The 18,363-nt window shown below is 52.1% G+C and carries 15 protein-coding genes; 10 read left to right on the plus strand and 5 right to left on the minus strand.

Annotated elements, in window-relative coordinates; translation table 11 throughout:
* Window positions 1–36 precede the first annotated feature (36 nt).
* The 6 genes from IB286_RS07710 to IB286_RS07735 all read left to right on the plus strand — a co-directional run bounded on the left by IB286_RS07710 (window position 37) and on the right by IB286_RS07735 (window position 6,364).
* On the plus strand, window positions 37–1,233 hold the full coding sequence (locus IB286_RS07710; RefSeq protein ID WP_190764185.1) for an iron-containing alcohol dehydrogenase: 1,197 nt from the start codon (window positions 37–39) through the stop codon (window positions 1,231–1,233).
* Between the two features lie 90 nt (window positions 1,234–1,323).
* Complete coding sequence (locus IB286_RS07715) at window positions 1,324–2,256, plus strand: alpha/beta hydrolase (RefSeq protein ID WP_190764187.1); 933 nt, start codon at window positions 1,324–1,326, stop codon at window positions 2,254–2,256.
* Window positions 2,257–2,532: 276 nt separating this feature from the next.
* The gene (locus IB286_RS07720; RefSeq protein WP_223826196.1) at window positions 2,533–3,519 is read left to right on the plus strand and encodes an NAD(P)H-dependent flavin oxidoreductase; all 987 of its coding nucleotides are present in this window, start codon (window positions 2,533–2,535) and stop codon (window positions 3,517–3,519) included.
* Between the two features lie 35 nt (window positions 3,520–3,554).
* Window positions 3,555–3,986: an acyl-CoA thioesterase gene (locus IB286_RS07725; RefSeq protein WP_190764189.1), complete on the plus strand. Its 432-nt coding sequence runs from the start codon at window positions 3,555–3,557 to the stop codon at window positions 3,984–3,986.
* Window positions 3,987–4,040: 54 nt separating this feature from the next.
* A complete protein-coding gene (locus IB286_RS07730) occupies window positions 4,041–5,246 on the plus strand; it encodes an acyl-CoA dehydrogenase family protein (protein ID WP_190764191.1) in 1,206 nt (401 codons plus the stop codon).
* A 2-nt stretch (window positions 5,247–5,248) separates the two neighbouring features.
* Window positions 5,249–6,364, plus strand: coding sequence for an acyl-CoA dehydrogenase family protein (locus IB286_RS07735; protein WP_190764192.1), 1,116 nt, complete (start codon window positions 5,249–5,251; stop codon window positions 6,362–6,364).
* A 178-nt stretch (window positions 6,365–6,542) separates the two neighbouring features.
* On the opposite strand, the gene IB286_RS07740 is transcribed toward IB286_RS07735, so the two are convergent.
* Complete coding sequence (locus IB286_RS07740) at window positions 6,543–7,592, minus strand: AraC family transcriptional regulator (RefSeq protein WP_190764194.1); 1,050 nt, start codon at window positions 7,590–7,592, stop codon at window positions 6,543–6,545.
* 187 nt (window positions 7,593–7,779) lie between these two features.
* On the opposite strand from IB286_RS07740, the gene IB286_RS07745 reads away from it, so the two are divergent.
* A complete protein-coding gene (locus IB286_RS07745; protein WP_190764196.1) occupies window positions 7,780–8,799 on the plus strand; it encodes an AraC family transcriptional regulator in 1,020 nt (339 codons plus the stop codon).
* Between the two features lie 16 nt (window positions 8,800–8,815).
* Here the strand turns inward: IB286_RS07745 and IB286_RS07750 are convergent, their stop codons facing one another.
* Complete coding sequence (locus tag IB286_RS07750) at window positions 8,816–9,838, minus strand: AraC family transcriptional regulator (RefSeq protein WP_190764198.1); 1,023 nt, start codon at window positions 9,836–9,838, stop codon at window positions 8,816–8,818.
* A 195-nt stretch (window positions 9,839–10,033) separates the two neighbouring features.
* On the opposite strand from IB286_RS07750, the gene IB286_RS07755 reads away from it, so the two are divergent.
* Entirely contained in the window at window positions 10,034–11,179 is a 1,146-nt protein-coding gene (locus IB286_RS07755; RefSeq protein WP_190764200.1) for an acyl-CoA dehydrogenase family protein, read from the plus strand.
* Window positions 11,180–11,244: 65 nt separating this feature from the next.
* On the opposite strand, the gene IB286_RS07760 is transcribed toward IB286_RS07755, so the two are convergent.
* From IB286_RS07760 to IB286_RS07770, 3 genes are all read right to left on the minus strand, one after another.
* On the minus strand, window positions 11,245–11,772 hold the full coding sequence (locus IB286_RS07760; protein ID WP_190764202.1) for a DNA-binding protein: 528 nt from the start codon (window positions 11,770–11,772) through the stop codon (window positions 11,245–11,247).
* 510 nt (window positions 11,773–12,282) lie between these two features.
* A complete protein-coding gene (locus tag IB286_RS07765; RefSeq protein ID WP_190764204.1) occupies window positions 12,283–12,726 on the minus strand; it encodes a DUF4334 domain-containing protein in 444 nt (147 codons plus the stop codon).
* Window positions 12,727–12,793: 67 nt separating this feature from the next.
* Window positions 12,794–13,444: a TetR/AcrR family transcriptional regulator gene (locus IB286_RS07770; RefSeq protein WP_190764206.1), complete on the minus strand. Its 651-nt coding sequence runs from the start codon at window positions 13,442–13,444 to the stop codon at window positions 12,794–12,796.
* 93 nt (window positions 13,445–13,537) lie between these two features.
* Here IB286_RS07770 and roxB point away from each other — a divergent pair, with 93 nt between their 5' ends.
* A complete protein-coding gene (gene roxB / locus IB286_RS07775; protein ID WP_190764208.1) occupies window positions 13,538–15,604 on the plus strand; it encodes a rubber dioxygenase RoxB in 2,067 nt (688 codons plus the stop codon).
* Window positions 15,605–15,790: 186 nt separating this feature from the next.
* Window positions 15,791–18,253 carry a putative rubber dioxygenase RoxC gene (gene roxC / locus IB286_RS07780; RefSeq protein ID WP_190764210.1) on the plus strand — a complete coding sequence of 821 codons (2,463 nt, stop codon included), beginning with the start codon at window positions 15,791–15,793 and terminating at the stop codon, window positions 18,251–18,253.
* The last annotated feature ends 110 nt before the right edge of the window (window positions 18,254–18,363 follow it).

Raw genomic sequence — 18,363 nt, forward strand, 5'->3', positions numbered from 1 at the left:
GGCGTAAATCCTGCGCCCCGTCGGGAGAGTAGGGAAATGAAATCTGTTATTCACAAACTGTATCTGGCGGTTATGTCAGTGCTGATGCGCTTTATGCCGCCGCTCAGTTTTTTTGTGTTCTCTGGCGAGAAAAGTGCGATTCAACTTTGCCAGCACATTGCTCGCCAAGGTATTCAGCGCTTGTTGATTGTGAGCGATAAGCCACTGGTGGAGCTGGGCTTGGTTGAGCCGCTAAAACAAAACCTGCAAGACGCGGGTGTTGACGTCACCATTTACGATGGCGTGTTGCCCGACCCCACCTTTGCAGTCGTGGAAGGCGGTTTGGAATTGTTGAAACAATCCAAATCTGAGGCGGTACTGGCCATTGGTGGTGGCTCTTCTATTGATACTGGTAAAACTATCGCTTCAGCAGCAACCAACGGTTTTCAACCGAAAGCATTGGCCGGTTATTTCAAAGTAAAAATTGCGCCACTGCCGCTGTTTGCGATTCCTACGACTTCAGGCACAGGCTCAGAAGTGACCGTGGGTGCGGTGATTGCTGATTCGGATACCCACGAAAAAAGCTATGTCGCCGACCCCAAAATGCTGCCCCAGGCGGTCGCGCTTGATCCAACACTGATTACCGGTTTACCGCCTCATATTACTGCCGCTACCGGTATGGATGCACTCACTCACGCTATTGAATCCTATATTAGTTGTTGGGCTAATCCGCGTTCAGAAAGCTATGCCCTGTCTGCGGTAAAAATGGTATTCGCTTCTTTGCAAACTGCCTGTAGCAATGGTGCCGATGTGGCCGCTCGCGGACAAATGTCGCTGGCGGCGTGTTACGCCGGTCTGGCCATTAACGACACCAATATCGGTAATGTTCATGCCATCGCCCACCAGTTTGGTCGGGTGTACAGCACTCCTCATGGTTTGGCCAATGCGGTGGTGTTGCCCTATGTATTGCGTTTTACCAAGCAGGCATCTGCAGCGCGTTTGGCAAATTTGGCGCGAGCGGTAGGTTTGGCTGAGGCTTCTACCGCAGATAGTGCGGCCGCCGATGCATTTATTGCCGGCGTGGTGGCATTGAATGACAGCATTGGCATTCCTCGCAGCCTTGAGAAACTAAAGCAAGCGGACTTCGACAATATTATTGATGCGGCGGTGAATGAAGGCCGTTGGCTGCCCGTGCCCATTTTGATGGACAAGCAAGATTGTGAGGCGATTTTGCGTCAGTGTTTGTCGGCCTGACAGCAAGCCAAACACAATAGGGCGAATTCACAATCGCCCGTGGGCGGGGGATAATGTCGCGATCATTGAAAATAAAAAAGCGGAGCCCCCATGTCCTTAGATCCCTATACCGAAGGTTTTTTGAAAATGCTGACCAGCAAAGGCGCGCCAGCATTTTCTGATTTACCCCCCGAGCAATCCCGCCAGTCTTTTAGTGCGCTATGCCAAATCACTGCGCCGCAAGAGCAGCCCGATGTGGCGATTGAAGATCGCGTGATCTCTCTTTCCGATCGCGATATTCCCGTGCGAATTTATACCCCCGAAGGTCAGGGGCCATTTCCGGTACTGGTGTATTACCACGGCGGTGGCTTTGTGGTGGGCTCGGTGCAGGATTACGACCCCGTATGCCGCGAACTTTGCCACCAATCTGGCTATGTCGTGGTATCAGTGGAATACCGTTTGGCACCAGAAGCGGCATTTCCGGCGGCGCCCAACGACGGTTACGCGGCATTGTGCTGGGTGGCGGAAAACGCAGCCAGCTTTAATGGAAATGTCGACTGCCTGATTGTGGGTGGCGATAGCGCCGGTGGAAATTTATCGGCGGTGATGGCGCAGCGCAGCTTGCGTGAATCCGGCCCTACCTTAGCGGGCCAATTATTGATCTATCCGGTGACCAATGCCTCGGTGGAAACCGAATCGATGACGGTCAATGCGGAAGGTTATCTGCTGACGCGCGGTGATATGGATTATTTTATGTCCAATTATGTGGGCGAGGATGTGGATGTATTGCAGCCGGATTTATCGCCGGGTGCGACGGCGGATTTATCGGCGTTGCCGCCAGCGTGGGTGGCAACCTGTGAGTTTGATCCGCTGCGCGATGACGGTGAAAACTATGCGGCGGCGATGACTGCGCAGGGCGTGTCTGTACAGAGCAAACGCTATGACGGCACCATTCATGGCGCCTGGAATTTGTTTGCGGTGATTCCTACAGGAAAAATTATGATTGCCGATGCCGTCAAGTGGCTCAAGTCGGTGCAGGCATAAGCCCGACTTTTAATCGCTTTAGGGCGATATCGCCCTTTTTTTGCTCAAATTAGCGACAAAATCTCCTACAATTGCCCCCGGTTTGGGTTTGTTTAGATAGCACTGACGTTTTCTGACAAGCCCTGTCGCCCATCGACCTGTCCCGCATTACTAACAAAAGCTAAAGTGTGTTCAGGTTAAACACCGGCTCCGCGGTATTGCACTTGGAGTCAGCAACCAAAACTTTCTACAAGTCAGTCGCCACTGTGGTGCGCGGCGCTTAAAAAGAGACATCCAATGATTAAGACAAAACTTACAGAAATGTTGGAAATTGATCACCCGATTATTCAGGGTGGCATGATGCACGTAGGTCTGGCTGAGCTGGCCTCTGCGGTTTCCAATGCCGGTGGTCTGGGTATTCTGACTGCACTGACTCAGCCAACTCCTGAAGCGCTGCGTCAGGAAATCGGTCGCTGCCGTGAAATGACTAACAAGCCTTTTGGTGTCAACGTAACGTTGCTGCCAACCATCAACCCCGTGCCTTACGATGAATACATTCAAGTCATCATCGACAGCGGCGTGAAAGTGGTTGAAACCGCCGGTCGCAGCCCAGAGAAATACATTCCTGCGCTGAAAGAAGCCGGTGTTCACGTTATCCACAAATGTACTTCTGTGCGCCACTCTCTGAAAGCGGAGCAAATCGGTTGTTCAGCAGTCAGTGTGGACGGTTTCGAATGTGCCGGTCACCCCGGTGAAGACGATGTACCAAACATGGTGCTGCTGCCCTGCGCCGGTTCCAAGCTGACCATTCCTATGGTGGCTTCTGGTGGTATTGGCGATGGCCGTGGTCTGGCTGCTGCGCTGGCACTGGGTGCGGAAGGCGTGAACATGGGTACCCGTTTCGTGGCGACTAAAGAAGCGCCAGTACACGAAAACGTGAAGAAAATGATGGTAGAAAGCTCTGAGCTGGATACGGCGCTGATCTTCCGTACCCTGCGCAACACCGCGCGTATCTACAAAAACAATATCGCCAAGCAAGTTCTGGAAATTGAAGGCAAGCCCGGTGATACCGAATTCGGCGAACTGCAACCGCTGGTAGCGGGCACCCGTGGTCGTGAGCGTGTACTGGTTGCCGGTGACACCGATGACGGCGTATGGACTGCTGGTTTGGTGATGGGTCTGATCGACGATATCCCAAGCTGTGAAGAACTGCTGAGCCGTATGGTGCGCGATGCCGAAGAAATTATGGGCAAGCGTTTGGCTTCCATGTTGGTGACTGGCTAATTCCGCTGCGGCGGTTTTAGTTTGAGTGTTGCGCGATGCCTCTTTATCACTTTCAACCTGCGGCGAACGATGTCGATCAGAACGGCCAGCTACGCAAGAGCGTGCTGTCTGACTGGTTTGAGCAGGTTCAGGGTAAATATCTCGCAACACTAAAAAATCAGACGGCCAGCGCCAAAATGCGTTGGTCGCCGATCTCACTCCACCTTGATTACTTCAGCGAGTGTCAGGGTGAGGGTGAAGTCAGTATCGAAGTGGCGGTTTCCGAACTGCGCCGTTCCAGTTTATTGCTGGGTTGCCGAATTGTGCAGGGCAAGCGCCTGTGCGTGGTCGGCCACAGTGAGTTGGAATGCCGCGACCCGGTTTACGGAAATCCCATGCCGATCAGTGAGTCCGTACAGAAAGTTTTTGAAAACGAGATACTGGACTTTCAGCGTATCAATTATTCGCCTCTCAATGCTGCAGTGTGATTCTGGCCTTCTCGCCTGAATCTAAAGCTCCGATCCCAAGGAACTGAGAAAATCATGAGTACTACTGACCAATCCGTCGATCTGGAAAGCTTCCGTCAGGAAGTGCGTGCCTTTCTTGAAACGGCACCAACCCCGGAAATTCTTGAAGCTGGCCGCAAAACCACCAGCGTATTTGCGCCTTTTAAAGAAACTATGGCCTGGCAAAAAATCCTGAATGACAAGGGTTGGGTTGCTCCGTCATGGCCGCAGGAATACGGCGGAACCGGCTGGAATATCCAGCAGCGCTATATTTTTACTCAGGAATGTAACCGCCGTGGCGTGCCACCGCTGTTGCCTCAAAATATCCAGATGGTTGGCCCTGCGGTATTGGGTTTTGGCACCGATGAGCAGAAGGCGGAATACCTGCCAAAAATGCTGTCTGGCGAAGATTTCTGGTGTCAGGGTTACTCTGAGCCCGGCGCTGGTTCTGACTTGGCGAGCCTGAAATGCCGCGCGGAAAGCGATGGCGATGATTACATTCTGAATGGCTCAAAAACCTGGACGACTTACGGCCACCACGCCAATAAAATGTTTGCGCTGGTGCGCACCAGCACCGAAGGCAAGCCTCAGCAAGGTATTACTTTCCTGCTGCTGGATATGGGGCTGCCCGGCATGGAAGTGCGTCCGATCATTGGCCTGGACGGTGAGCCAGAGCAATGCGAAGTGTTCTTTACTGATGTGCGCGTGCCTAAGCGCAATCGTATCGGTGAAGAAAACCAAGGCTGGACTGTGGCCAAATACGTTCTGGAATTCGAGCGTGGCGGCAGCACCTTCGGTACTTTCTTAGTGCCGGCCATGGAGCAACTTCACGCCGTTTGTGATACCCCAGATGCCAGCGGTAACCGCCTGTCTGACGATCCTATTCTGTCGTACAAGCTGGCTGAGCTGGATATTGATATTCGCGCCGTTGAGCACAATGAAAAGCGCGTAAACGCCAATCTAAAACACGGCGAGAACCCCGGTCCAATGGCGTCACTGCTTAAAATTATGGGTACTGAAGTGATGCAGCGTTTCTCAGAGCTGCAATTGGAAGTGGCGGGTTTGGCAGGTTTGCCATTGCAGAACGACGCTCTGGTCGTGGGTAGCAATGTTGCCCCTATTGGTGAAGAGTCAGCGCTGCTGGCCATGCCTTACTACTTAAATACCCGTGCGGCATCTATCTATGCCGGTTCCAATGAAGTGCAGCGCAGCCTGCTGGCAAAAGCGGCGTTGGGAGCGTAATCATGCAATACCAATACACATCTGAACAAAGCGAATTCAAAGACAGCCTGCGCAAATTTGTACAGGATCATTACGACTACGAATCACGCCGTCACCTCGCCAAAGAGGGTAACGGTTACAAAGCGGAATACTGGCAGCAACTGGCTGAGCTGGGTGTGTTCGGCCTGCCGTTTGCCGAAGAGTTCGGCGGTTTAGAACTGGATCTGGGCTACCTGATGGGTGTGGCTGAAGAATTCGGTCGCGGTCTGGTGCTGGAGCCTATGTTCCCGGTATTAGCCTTGGCAGGTCGTTTGCTGGCCGCCGGTGATAACGCCGAGTTGAAAAATGAACTGATCCCCAGCCTAATTGGCGGTGAACTGTTGATTGCACTGGCCAGCGAAGAAAAAGCCAGCCGTGGCAATCCGCTGATTATGGCAACTTCCGTTAAAGCTGAAGGTGGTGAGTTGGTCATTAACGGTGAAAAACACGCCGTTTATGCCGCGCCCCAAGCCAGCCAATATCTGGTTACGGCTAAAGACGAAAGCGGTGCGGTCAAAGTACTGCTGGTTGCCGCTGATGCAGCCGGCGTGACCGCCACTGAATACCAAACGGTAGATGGTGCGCGCGCCTCTAATCTGCGTTTTGACAATGTTAAAGTGCCGGCGTCTGCCTCGCTGTTTAGCGGCGATGCCGCTGCCAGCCTTGAGCTGGTGATTGACGAAGCCCTGTTGGTAATGGGTGCTGAAGCGGTTGGTTTGATGGATCAGTTAATGGCCATCACCGGCGAGTACCTGCAAACCCGCAAGCAATTCGGTATGCCGATTGCGGCCTTCCAAGCGCTCCAACACCGCTATGCGGATATGTATATCGCCTGCGAGAAAATTCGCTCACTGATGTGGGGCGCACTGCAAACCGTAGGTACGGCTGAATTTGCTGAAAGCGCGGCCATGTTGAAAGCTGAGATTGGTAAGAGCGGTCGTTACCTCGGTCAGCAAGCGGTACAGCTGCACGGCGGTATCGGTATGACCGATGAGCTGAGCGTGGGTGCTTACTTTAAGCGTTTGACTGCGATGGATTTGATCTTAGGTGGGCGTGATTATCAGCTGAGCCGCTTAATTAAGATACGTAAAGCTGCTTAATTAAAATGCCAACGACGCTAGTCTAGGGAGTCCTTGATTAATGTAGCGAGTGCAGCAAGGTTAGTTGTCGCCGGAGCGCAGAACGCGGAGTTCGCCTAAAGCGCCTACTGTTGGTATATGCGAATAAATGAGCATTTCCAGCACCGCCGACGGCTAAGATTGCAAACGCAGTAATTAATCACAGACTCCTTTCTACGCCGATCCGAGTAAGATGTTTCTCTCGCGTCAGGGTCGGCGACTCACTGTAATAATCAGTGTAGGCGCGATGAAAATTATTGGCGTGCCGATAGCCCAACTGAAAGGCAATCGCTTTCAGCGGCATATTGGTCGACTGTAAATATTGTTGCGCCAACTCCATCCTTACCCCCAAACAAATATCTCGAAACCCCGTATTAGCCTGTGCTAATTGTCGGCGCAAATTGCGTGAGCTTAAATTCAGCAATTCAGCGGTGGATTCCAGCGAGTAATTACATTCCTTGGGGTGTTCCACCAGCGCTCGTTTGACCCGAGCGACCAAATTATTGCCGCGATAGCCTTCGCCGAGTACCTGCTTCATTTCCGATGAGCAGATACGCAGCATTTCACTATTGCCGCTGGGAATGGCTTCTTTGCTCCACTCTTCGGGGTAGGCCAATACCGTATGGGCTTCGTCAAACATGACCGGGCAGGAAAACAGTTCGCGGTATTTATTACCGTGGGGTGGCTCGGGATAATTAAAGGTGACAAAGCTCGGTGTGGCCGCGCGGCCATCGATCAGAATTGACTGGGTGCAGCGCCACACGGCCAGCACACTCATCTCTAATAGCGCCTCGCGGTAGGGGCGGGCGTCATTCACAATATTGAATACCACCCGGTTGAGCCCGTCTTTGGGCGACTGCTTGGTGCGCACCAAATACTGCGATGAATTTAGAGCGTGGCTGGTCAATTTGGCAGCGTGGCCGACGGTGGGCGCGGTGAGTACCGCATAACCGAGCAGACCGGAGTCGGTGAGTTGGGCACGGTCACCTATTTGCAGGCTAATATCGGGAATCTCTTTGCGGCGCAGTTGTTCTGCGGCCCGCAGAAAACCGTACATGCTGTCGTGATGATAACCGTCAGACCAGTCGCTCAGTACTTCGCTAGACGCGGCCAAGGCGGTGGCATCAATCTGGGGAAATTGCGATTCCAGCAAGTTTCTAAGCATCGCCAAGCGGCGTTTGCCCATATGCTCCAATTGGAATAACTGCATAAGAACTGCCCGTTATGGTGATTATTTAAGCAATTGTGGTCAAAAATGATAACCTGTTGTTGTCAAAAATGATACAAGATTGCCGCTCACGACAAATTAAGACTGGTATTCTGTGTTCCGTGACCAAGCCGCTCAAGGCTGGCACTTCACCCACATAATTTCAGATAAGAGCATTGGGGCGACCATTATGAGAACACCCACCGTCTGTCGTGAATACTTGGATAATCTGCTGGAGTATCTGTACTCCCGTGGTGTAACCCAAGCGCAACTGCGTGAAGCAATGCGTCTTAATCCTGAAGATTATGTGAGTGAGCACGGTCGCTTTCCGCTGCGTTTGTTTGAAATGATGTTGGATGCGGGCAGTGTACTGCTCGGCGATTATTTTATTGGTGCCCATGCCGGTGCTAACGCCACAAAGCAGGCGTGGGGCATGGTGAATTATCTGGGCATGAGCGCGCCAGATAGCCGCGCAGCACTCGGTGCAGTGGTGGAGTTTTCCCGCCTGCTGATCGACCAAGGCGATGTGGTACTTACCGAAGAAAGCCAGAGCGAAACCGCCACCTTAGTGTGGACGTTGCCAGAGCGCCAATTGCCATCTCGTCACGTTGTTGAATTCTTTTTTGCCAGTTGGTATCGGGTAAACAAACCCACGCTGGATCGCTGGTGCAGTAAGCGTGAAATTCACTTTGCCCACGCTGGCCCGGCAGATACCTCTGAGATCGAACGAATTATCGAAGCGCCGGTACATTACGGCAGCGAAGCCAACTACGTGGCCTTTGATAGCCATTTTCTTGATCGCCCAATCCGCTTTCCTCACCCTACTATTTATCAGTCTTTGCAACAGGCCGCCCGCAACGAAATGGCCAAATTGCAGATGGAAGACAAGGTTATTCGCGATGTGCTTGTGTGTATTCAAAACCGCCTGCGCGAAGGTGCACCCAAGCTGGAAGATGTGGCCGAAGAACTTGGTTTGGCACCGCGCACCTTGCAGCGCCGTTTGAATAACACCGAAACCAATTTTAAAAGTCTGGTCGATGAAGCTCGCAAGGAGCGCTCGCGCCGACTGATTTCCGATTTTGAAATCGGCTTGCTGGATATTTCCGCCGAGCTGGGTTTCAGCGATCAAAGTGCTTTCCAGAAAGCGTTTAAACGCTGGTTTGGACAGGCCCCCGGCCGTTACCGCATGGTATTGCAGGCCGCCAGTTAATCTTCACCCAGTTGTCTTAACTTCGCATTCGCCGGCGGTACTGCCCCGGCGTTTTTTTTGTCCAGCTTTTAAAGGCGCGAATAAATGCGGTGGGTTCGACATAGCCGCAGCGCCGTGAGACTTCGGCAATGGGTACATCCTCTTGGCTCAGCCAGTAAATTGCCCGGTCGCGGCGCAGATTTTCTTTGAGCTGATGAAAAGCGTTGCCTTCCAGGGTGAGTTTGCGGCGCAGGGTGCGCGCAGTGATATGCAATTGTTTGGCGATATCATCAACAGTTGCCAAGGTTTCCGGCGGGGCGCTTTCAAGTAAACGAATAACCTGATCGGAGAGGCTCTCATTAAAGGTTTGTTTGCGAAACCACGGCAGCGGCACCAATTTAAAATAATTACCGAGTTGCTCTACATTGCGTCGCACTGGCCAGTCGAGAACCTCGAGGGGCCACGTTAGGCAATTGCTGTCTTGAAAAAAGCGACTCGGGCCGGGGTAGAGCAGGGCGTATTCTTCGCGGTGTTTTGGCGGTGCATAGCTGAACTGGATTTCCTCAAGCGGGATACGCTCGGCAACCAGCCAAGCGGGAAAACGGTGCCAGACCAGCATTAACAGTTCGATAAGCAAATGGTGGGTGTCGCGTTGAGGTTGCCGCAGTTGAAAGTGGAGATGCACATGATGGGCTGTTCGTTCTAAGCGAATGTCAAAGCCGGGATCGATCAATTGGTAAATGCGCAATTGTGCTTGCAGCGCTTCGCCCAAGGTGTGGCAGCGCACCATTGATTCCGCAGAGAGTGCGAAGACTCCGACCTTTAGTGGACGTTCGCACAGCCCCAGCAGCTCGTCATCCAGTCCTTGCCAGATCCCTTGAAAGAGACTGGCGAGCTGTTGCGGAGCCACCCGTGCCTGCTCCTCTGCCAGTACCGCTTCGCTTAGGCCGGCGCGATTGAGCAGAGCGGCTCGGTTCAAGCCTTGGCGCTGGGCGTTGGCTAAATGAGCGCGCGCAAAATGGCTGGCAATGGTGTGTTTGGCTTCGGGTGCCAAATCCACTTGCGAAGCTGTGGTTATTTGTCCGCTAATGATATTAATGCTCGTGTAATATCGAAATTATCGGCCATGATACCGAATAAATGTCCGTTAATGATAGTTTTTGGTCAGCTTTGAGCATTGCGGTAGACACTGGGCTCGGGCAGACTTTGCGGCTAAATTTTTAACCCATGACAATATTCAACAGAGGGCTTTGACATGTCTGAGACGAACAACGAAGAACTGGAATTGTTCCGTGAAATGGTACTGCGCTTTCTGGAGCAGGAAGTAGCACCCCATTACGAAGAGTGGGAACGCAACCACCAACTGCCCCGCGAATTTTGGAACACCATGGGTGAGGCGGGCATGTTGTGTGTCGACCTGCCAGAAGAATACGGTGCGGCTGCCGCCAGCTTTGAAGTAAACCAGCTGATCGCCTGGGAAATGGCGCGTCTGGGTTATGGCGGTTTGGGCAGTAACTACAATATCCATTCCAATATCGTTGCGCCCTATATTTACAATATTGCCAATGAAGAGCAGAAAGCCTACTGGCTGCCTAAAATGGTAACCGGTGAAGTGGTGTCCTGTATCGCCATGACCGAACCCGGCGCGGGTTCTGACCTTGCCGGTATGCGTACCACCGCTGTTCGTGATGGCGATGAGTGGGTACTTAACGGCTCTAAAGTGTTTATCACCAACGGTATTCTGGCGGATCTGGCGATTGTTTGTGCCAAAACAGATCCTAGCGCGGGTGCCAAAGGTATCTCCCTGTTCTTGGTCGATACTAGCCTGCCCGGTTTCTCTAAAGGTAAGTCTATTGAAAAGATCGGTCAGCACGCCAGCGATACCGCCGAGCTGTTCTTCGACAATCTGCGCGTTCCCGCCAATGCACTGCTGGGTGAAGAGAACAAAGGCTTTATCTACCTGATGAAAGAACTGCCCCGCGAGCGTTTGGGCTGTGCTACTCAGGCAGTGGCTTCGGCGCAGGGTGCGCTGGATTTGGCGGCGGCTTACGTGCAAGAGCGTAAAGCCTTCGGTCAGCCTATTTCTCAGTTCCAAAATACCCGTTTCAAACTGGCGGAAGTGAAAACCGACATCGCCCTGAGCAATGCTTTGCTGCAGCAAAATGTGGTGAAGTTTGGCAAGGGCGAAATGACTGTTGAGGATGCGGCGATTCTGAAACTGGCAACGACTGAAATGCAGTTGCGCGCGGTGAATGAGTGTCTGCAATTGTTCGGCGGTTACGGCTATACGGTTGAATACCCGATCTCACGTTTCTATGTGGATGCGCGTATTCAAACAATCTACGCCGGTACCTCGGAAATTATGAAAGAAGTGATTTCGCGCGGTATTGTTGGGCGTTAAGTCCCAGATGATTGGCTAGCGGCGGGGGCTCCTGCCGCTAGTTATTCTTAGAAAAAATCTCGTTTCTAAGACATTAAGCGCTGGATGCGGTGTTGAAGACTGGCATCCATTGCCCGTGCCTCTCTTGCGATATTGAGCTGCATAGTAATTTTGGCGACTTCCAGTAAGGCGTCATCAAATATGTAGTGCTTTTCATCTCGCAACCAGATTAAAACATTCGATAAATGCCAAAGTGAGACTTTTCCTTCGTGTAGTGGAGCGGGAAAATTTTGGCCACTGTTCAGCATGATTTTTCGCATATTTTGGCGGCTGCATTGGGCTAAGTCCGCAAGGTCAGATAAACCCACCAAATCGGGAGTGGCCTCTATAAGCCTCGCTGACGGAATGGCGCTTTTTACATCTGTTATTGCACTTGAAACGGCTGCAAGGGCTGTTTTTGCTTCTCGGTCAAAATTCAGTGCGATACGACCACTTTGACCTAAGCCAATAAGGGCGTCATTGCAGCCAGCCTCTGCGAGCTTCTCAACTATTGAGTCCGTATTTGTTTTATCACCTTGAATTGAAAATTTCAGGGTAAATTCAAATGTTTTCATTGCTTAATCCTCAGAGTCTGAACCGCCGCTACAGTTATCGACAATTCGTTTAATCTGTTTCGCATGATTGCCGGCGTTTTTGGGCGTGCTCCAAATACTGCTAATGCAAAATTCACCGCAGCGGCAGTCCTTACTATGATACGGGCAGTACATTTTTCCCCATGCGTGGCCGTGACCATTTGCTGGTTTTATTCGCCAGCCTTTTGCTGCGGCATAGTCGATAGCGTCTTGAATCTCTTTTTTCGGGTGTGGCTTCCTTGCCATTTTTGTTCAGATCTCAGTGAATATTGGAGGGCGCTCTTATGGTTGTCAAGTGACAACTATTCTTGTCTGGATTGATGCTTACAATTTGATAGCGAAAATAAAATTGACGATGAGAAAAGCCTGTGTTGGCTTATTCAGTATAGGAAAAAGAGGGGGAATTGCAGTTGTCTGGGGGAGAGCGGAAACTTGCGGCCCTAACCTTGGGGAAGTCAGGCCGCAGAAGTAAGATATTAAGGTCTTAATGTCTTAGGCTTTAACTAGCAGGAAGTAAAGCGGAAACGCATCGCCCTTGGCATCCATTACGCCGAGAACGGTTTGTTCATCTACTTTTTTGAAGTGATCAAAAATGGGGTGTTGGTCATAAACCATAGTGGCCGTGGCTACACCGCGAAATTCCACTTTGCGCAGGCTGGCGGTGCCCATAATGGGGTTTTCAACCAGTTCGCCATTTTCATTCAGGCTCATAATTGGCATCACATCATTAGCACTGCGGAAGGATTTGCCAGCCCAGCCCAATGCGCTCAGTTTGCCCTCGCCGGTGTGGCCAGTGTTAAAACAGCTACCTTTCCAGTCGCCAATCATGCTTTCGCACTCTACCGCAGGCAGGGTGTCGTACAGCTCGTGCAGTTGTTCAACGGTGAGTTTTTCAGCCGTGGCAGATAGGTTTTTGAGTTCAGCGGGGTTCAGCATTTTGTGTTCCTAGTCTTTCAGTGAGTGCTTAATGTAATTTGGCAGTGCTGATTAATGCTGGGGCGTATTAATCAGAACTTTCCTTTTGTTCGACAAAATTTTCTAAGTAGCTGGTCATCATCCGCGCACATTCCTGCTGGTACTGCGGAGTGATTTTTCCGTGCAGGAAATAGGATAGGCGCAGGCAGGCAGTGCCGGCTTCTACCGTGAGTGCTTTTGCATCTGGATTGGTGGGCAGCGTGATATTCATCAGGCCCATAAGGCGTTCAACATGACGCCCTAAATGCAGAATGGTTAGCTGCATTGCCTGATGGCTTTCATGGCTGGCAACGCTGCCCAAAATCAGGGTGCCCGCGACCGGGTGGGCGTTGTAATAGCCCGATACCGCTTTGGAAACATCATCAATAATGTCTCGCCAAGGTTTGGTACTTACACCCTTGCTGACGATCTCTACTTCCTGCTCCAGGCTGACCAGATGACGCCGGGTGAGCTCATTCAAAATCGCGTACGGGCTAGGGAAAAAGTGATAGATGCTGGTGCGGGTGCAAGATAGCTCTGCCGCTAAATCCGGAATTGAAAAATCATTGAGGCTGCGTGCCATTAGCTGGGCTTCGGCGGCGGCCAGAATTCGCTCAAAGCGCTCTTTACCCCGCGCTTGCTGGGGCGGGCGAGCGGTATTTAAGTTGGGAGCGGACTCTAGGATATTAGCTTCATTCATCGGGCAAGTTTACCAATTGACTTTATAAATGTACATGTGTACAAATATCGCAATGACACAAAAGAAAAAGAATAATACTTAATGGTAGTAGGTATGTCCCAATTTCGCCTTGCAGTCTTATTGAGTATGTTTGCCGCGTTATCCGCCTGCGGTGGCAGCAGCTCGTCGTCTTCGTCCCCGACAGGCAATACCCCAAATACCGGTAATGAGCCAAGCGCTAGCCAGAACTCCGAGTTATTGGTCAGCCGCCGTGGCGGTCATTACTGGCATGATTTCTGTGCGGGAAAGCCTGATTCGACCGTGGTGCCTGCCGATCCCCGTGAATTGGTGGTGCCCGGCGTAGACGCGGGGCGGGCGGTATTAATGAATGCGCCTTGGCAGGTTTGCCAAGAGGGAAATCATCCGGGAACCTGTGGTGAATTGCGCCGCCAAAGCGAGCGCGGTTTGGCTTTAATTGCCGCCGAGGGGCGGCCCGGTGCGGCGAGTATGTTTTCCGGTGATGCCGCTACATCAACATATGCCTTTCCGGCTTCCGCCTATGCGGAGATGTGGAATAGCATCTGGCAGCTTGAAGAGCGCCCCGCACAGTATGACGAGTTGGTAGCCCAGCGTTGGGGTATGCCGCTCTCTCGTATTCGTAATCCCTATCCGCTTGCTGGCGAAGATCCCAATGAAACCAATGGCGGTAGCGGCCAGTTGCCAATGGGCGTAACGCAGTTGCGCGAAGCGGACGGGCGCTGGACGGGTCAGTTAAATTTGTCCTGCAGTATTTGTCATGGTGGCGCCGTGGGCAGCGATGCCGATGGCCCCGGTCTGGGGGCGCAGTACGGTACTAACTCGCTGTCTGATATTACGGCGATGTACGCCGATCTGGTTCGCCTTGCTCCACAGCAAGCGGCACTGGCGATTGTGGCGCAGAACAAGGTACGTGGCACCGGCAATATCACTAATTTCCAATTATTTGGCGTGCTCACCTTTGGCGATTACGAATCGATTCCTTCATGGCTGACCATTCAGGCCGAGCCTTCAACGGGTACCGAAGATCCACCAGTGTGGTGGAATTTGGGGAGTCGCACCGCGAAGTTTTTTGATGCGGGCATGATGGTGGATGCTAAGCGCATTGAGCTGTCGTTTCACTTCCCGGACTTCTTCGGTGATTATGAAGCAGCTAAGCAATGGGTGTTAGATCACCAGCAGGCCGGTGACGCCTGGTTACATTCACTGAAATCACCGGTTTGGCCAGAAGCTAAATTGGGTGCGATTGATCAAAACCTCGCCGAGGCGGGCGCGATTCTATTTCATGAAAAAAACCTGTGGGCACAGGGTCTGCAAAATCCGGTGGCGCGTCCCGAGGGTGGTAATGGTTCTTGCGCCAGTTGTCATGGCGCTTACTCACCGCGCTATACCAATAATCCTAAATGGCTGGCCTCTCCGCTGCTGGATGGCGTGGCCGCCTATGTTACGCCCATCGATATTATTGATACCGATCGTGCGCGCTTAAACGGCAATTCCCAGCGTGTGGCCGATTACACCCGCGATAACTGGTTTATTTACGGCGACGGTGAAAAGAATGAAGCTGGCGCGCCAATTTGCGGAAACTGGAATGATGAAGCCCTGCGCGGTGAGCGCGAATTGGGTTATCTCGCTCCGCCACTGTTTGGTGTTTTGGCTACGGCACCGTATTTCCACAATGGGGCGGTACCCGATATTGATGGTGTTTTGAATCCAGAAAAAAGGCCGACCATTTGGCGACGTCAATCTGCAGCGGCACCAGCCGGTTTAGAGGGCAGTGTGGTGATGGGCTACGACTACAGCCTGCAAAGCGGCTACGACTCAGAAAAAATGGGCTGGCGTTACGACGAACTACCCTGTGAGGCGGGCGCTTCTTTACCACTGCTAGGCGTGACTAATCCGCTGTTGGATTGCAATCCGCTGGATGCAGAGGGCGCGAGCCTGCAAGACGGGCTTGGTCTGGTTTGGGGTAATGGCGGCTTGGCCTGGAACCTGATCAATGTGCCGATTTTGACCAATGAACAGTTGGAAGAGCGCAAAATTTATAACACGCGCTTTTATAGCCAAAGCAATAGTGGTCATGCCTTTACTGCGGTGCTGACCGAGGCTGAGCGTCGCGCGATTAAAGAATATTTAAAAACCTTGTGAGAATAATAAATTTCTCGTTCTGATGCGGGAATGAAGCAAAGAAGTTAAGAAGTTAAGAAGTTAAGAAGTTAAGAAGAAAGAAAAAACAGTTTTAGCCTTTGAGCGCAGGTTGAAACGGTGTGTGGCTCTCTCGACAAAGAGAGCCAGGTGCTCAAAAAAAATTAATAATAAAAGTGGAGTTACACGATGACTCGCAAAACCCTAGCTGTACTTTTTAGTGGCCTCTTATTAATTACAGGATGTGGTGGAGGAAGTTCAAATTCGGGCTCGGTGACGCTGGATAGCAATCCCGGTTCAAACACGGGAGAGAATACTGGCGGTGGTGGTGAACTCACACTGGAACAATTCTTTGTAAAATCCGTTGAGCCGCAGATGGATTTCTGTCGCACCTGTCACCAGTCTGGCGGTGTGGCCGACCAAGATGAAGGTGATGGCCTAATGTTATCGGCGAATGGTCTTGATGACTTCACCCGCCTGCACACCGCTTGGTCTACCTTGGGTGGTGGTGCGTCCACTAACCCAATCTTGCTCGAAGCCAGTGATCCAGCAGAGCCGCACAGCGGCGGTAAGCCGTGGTCTAAAAACTCCACGGCCTATCAGTCGATGTTGAGTTTGCTGTCCTGCTGGGAAACGCCAGCGAGCTGTAGTTTTAGTACTTCCGAGCCCAGCATTACCGAAGAGTTTCCGCTGCTCGGCAGCAGTCATGCCCGCCATGTTTATGAGAGTTTTTGTGAAGGTAAACCGGACAGCACCCTATTGCCGGTTGATCCACGCAGCACCGTTATACCCGGTCGCAATGATGGCAAGGCCATCTATTTCAATGCGTGGTTTGAAGAGTGTCAGGCGGATTTGCCTCTGAAAGAACAGAACGCAAAAACCTGTGGCGAGCATCGCCAGCGCCGGGATCGGGGCTATTTGGCCTTTGTGGATACCTTGGCAGATCAGGGCTTGAGTATCACTGATTCTGAGTCTTACAACACCACGTGGCAGAAGTGGGGCTTGGAGGAGCGGCCAGCGAATTTCGATCAATTGTTCACGCTGCGTTATGGCATGAACGAGGCGCCCTATGACAACCCCTATCCCTTGTCCGGCGAAGATCCCAACCAAAATAATGGCGGATCAGGGCAGTTGCCCCAAGGTTATCGCCAGCTAAAAGATGAGCAGGGCAATTGGACGGGGCAGATCGGTTCAGTGGCTTGCTTCCAGTGTCATGGTGGTCAGATCGAATCTGAAAACGGACCGCTGATTACCCGTGAGAGCTTTGGCTTGGGCAATGCCAATATGGATTACATCCAGTTGGGTGCCGACAATTCACCACTGCAAGCGCTGGGCATTCCGCTTTATACCGGCAATATATCGGTGGAAGTGCTGTTAAACCTTGGCGTAAAACAGCGCGGACAAAACAATGCCGTGGGCGCGTTTGAGCTGCTGGCATTTTTGCTGGATCAGGATTCCTTGGGGGTTTCACCCAATCCGCTGAAATCCTTAGCCAGTGTCGGGCCAGACTTGGATCACCCCACCGCGCAGGCGCAAGATACGCCCGCTTGGTGGAATTACAGCCATCGCTCGCGCAAATTCTTTGATGCCGGGCAGTCGGTAGATGCGACGCGTATTGTGATGGCGGCCGGTCCGCTAGGTATGGCAACGTTCTCTGACAATGTGACCTATCGCCATGTGGTTGAAGAATACGACCAAGATGCCTCGGCCTATATTTTGTCCACTGTATCGCCGGAATATCCCGGTGAGATTGATGAGAACCTCGCCAAGCAGGGTGCGATTCTGTTTCACACCAAAGACCTTTGGGCGGAAGGCGGAAATGCGGATGCACCCAAGCCGGATGGTGGTAATGGTAGTTGCGCAAGCTGCCACGGCGCTTATTCACCCCGTTATGTAAACGATCCGAATTATCTGGAAGATCCTTCGCTGGAAGGGATTGCCGCGCATATTTCACCCTTGGCGGTCATCGGTACTGACTCGGCGCGGGCGGATAATCTGTCGCCGTACTTGCGTGAAATCTTTGGCTCCAGTTTCTGGGGCGCGCCGGAAGGATCAGACCGCTATGTGGCACCGGAAGATAAAGATCCCATCACCGAAGCCTTAGACGATATGTTTACGGCGGATATGCGTCCTGAAGGGGCCTGTGGTTGGGAGCAGGGCGTGATTGGCTATCTGGCGCCGCCACTTTACGGTACTTGGGCAACCGCGCCTTATTTCCACAATGGTTCGGTGCCAACCATCGAGGCGGTGTTGGATTCCAGCAAGCGCTCTCCTATTTGGCAGCGTCAATTGCGGACCGAAGGTGTGGTAACCGGTTTTGATCAGCGTTGGGAAACGGCCTACGACCAACAAGCCTTGGGTTGGAAATCCATTGGCCTGAGCTGTGAAGACTTGCCGGGTCAAAGTTTTAATAACTGTAATCCGATTGAGGAAAATGGCCCCAGTATGTTTCAGCTGGTGGAAAACATTGCCAAAAGCAATGTGAACTGGCTGGCGGTATTGTCCATCGACGATCCCAGTCCTGAAACCATTAACAAGCGCTTGATCTATGACACCCGTGTTTTGGGCAATAGTAATAGTGGCCATACCTTTACCGACGTACTCACCGAGCAGGAAAGAAAGGCGATTATTGAATATCTGAAAACCCTGTAAAGGGGGCCTGTAGGAGATTCCTTTAAAAGGAGAGTAGCGGCGAGTAATTGACCGCCTTGGCAGAGGCAGTGGCTGTCAAGGCGATTGACTTTGAAAATGTACACGTGTAC

This window comes from Spongiibacter pelagi (assembly GCF_014705705.1).
GTDB classification, from domain to species: domain Bacteria; phylum Pseudomonadota; class Gammaproteobacteria; order Pseudomonadales; family Spongiibacteraceae; genus Spongiibacter; species Spongiibacter pelagi.

Excerpts from the sequence above, each read along its gene's own strand:
- IB286_RS07735 (WP_190764192.1), top strand. The coding sequence starts at position 5,249 with ATGCAATACCAATACACATCTGAACAAAGCGAATTCAAAGACAGCCTG.
- IB286_RS07765 (WP_190764204.1), bottom strand. The coding sequence starts at position 12,726 with ATGCTGAACCCCGCTGAACTCAAAAACCTATCTGCCACGGCTGAAAAA.
- IB286_RS07730 (WP_190764191.1), top strand. The coding sequence starts at position 4,041 with ATGAGTACTACTGACCAATCCGTCGATCTGGAAAGCTTCCGTCAGGAA.
- IB286_RS07720 (WP_223826196.1), top strand. The coding sequence starts at position 2,533 with ATGATTAAGACAAAACTTACAGAAATGTTGGAAATTGATCACCCGATT.
- roxC (WP_190764210.1), top strand. The coding sequence starts at position 15,791 with ATGACTCGCAAAACCCTAGCTGTACTTTTTAGTGGCCTCTTATTAATT.
- IB286_RS07745 (WP_190764196.1), top strand. The coding sequence starts at position 7,780 with ATGAGAACACCCACCGTCTGTCGTGAATACTTGGATAATCTGCTGGAG.
- IB286_RS07760 (WP_190764202.1), bottom strand. The coding sequence starts at position 11,772 with ATGAAAACATTTGAATTTACCCTGAAATTTTCAATTCAAGGTGATAAA.
- IB286_RS07725 (WP_190764189.1), top strand. The coding sequence starts at position 3,555 with ATGCCTCTTTATCACTTTCAACCTGCGGCGAACGATGTCGATCAGAAC.
- IB286_RS07710 (WP_190764185.1), top strand. The coding sequence starts at position 37 with ATGAAATCTGTTATTCACAAACTGTATCTGGCGGTTATGTCAGTGCTG.
- IB286_RS07715 (WP_190764187.1), top strand. The coding sequence starts at position 1,324 with ATGTCCTTAGATCCCTATACCGAAGGTTTTTTGAAAATGCTGACCAGC.
- IB286_RS07755 (WP_190764200.1), top strand. The coding sequence starts at position 10,034 with ATGTCTGAGACGAACAACGAAGAACTGGAATTGTTCCGTGAAATGGTA.
- roxB (WP_190764208.1), top strand. The coding sequence starts at position 13,538 with ATGTCCCAATTTCGCCTTGCAGTCTTATTGAGTATGTTTGCCGCGTTA.
- IB286_RS07770 (WP_190764206.1), bottom strand. The coding sequence starts at position 13,444 with ATGAATGAAGCTAATATCCTAGAGTCCGCTCCCAACTTAAATACCGCT.
- IB286_RS07740 (WP_190764194.1), bottom strand. The coding sequence starts at position 7,592 with ATGCAGTTATTCCAATTGGAGCATATGGGCAAACGCCGCTTGGCGATG.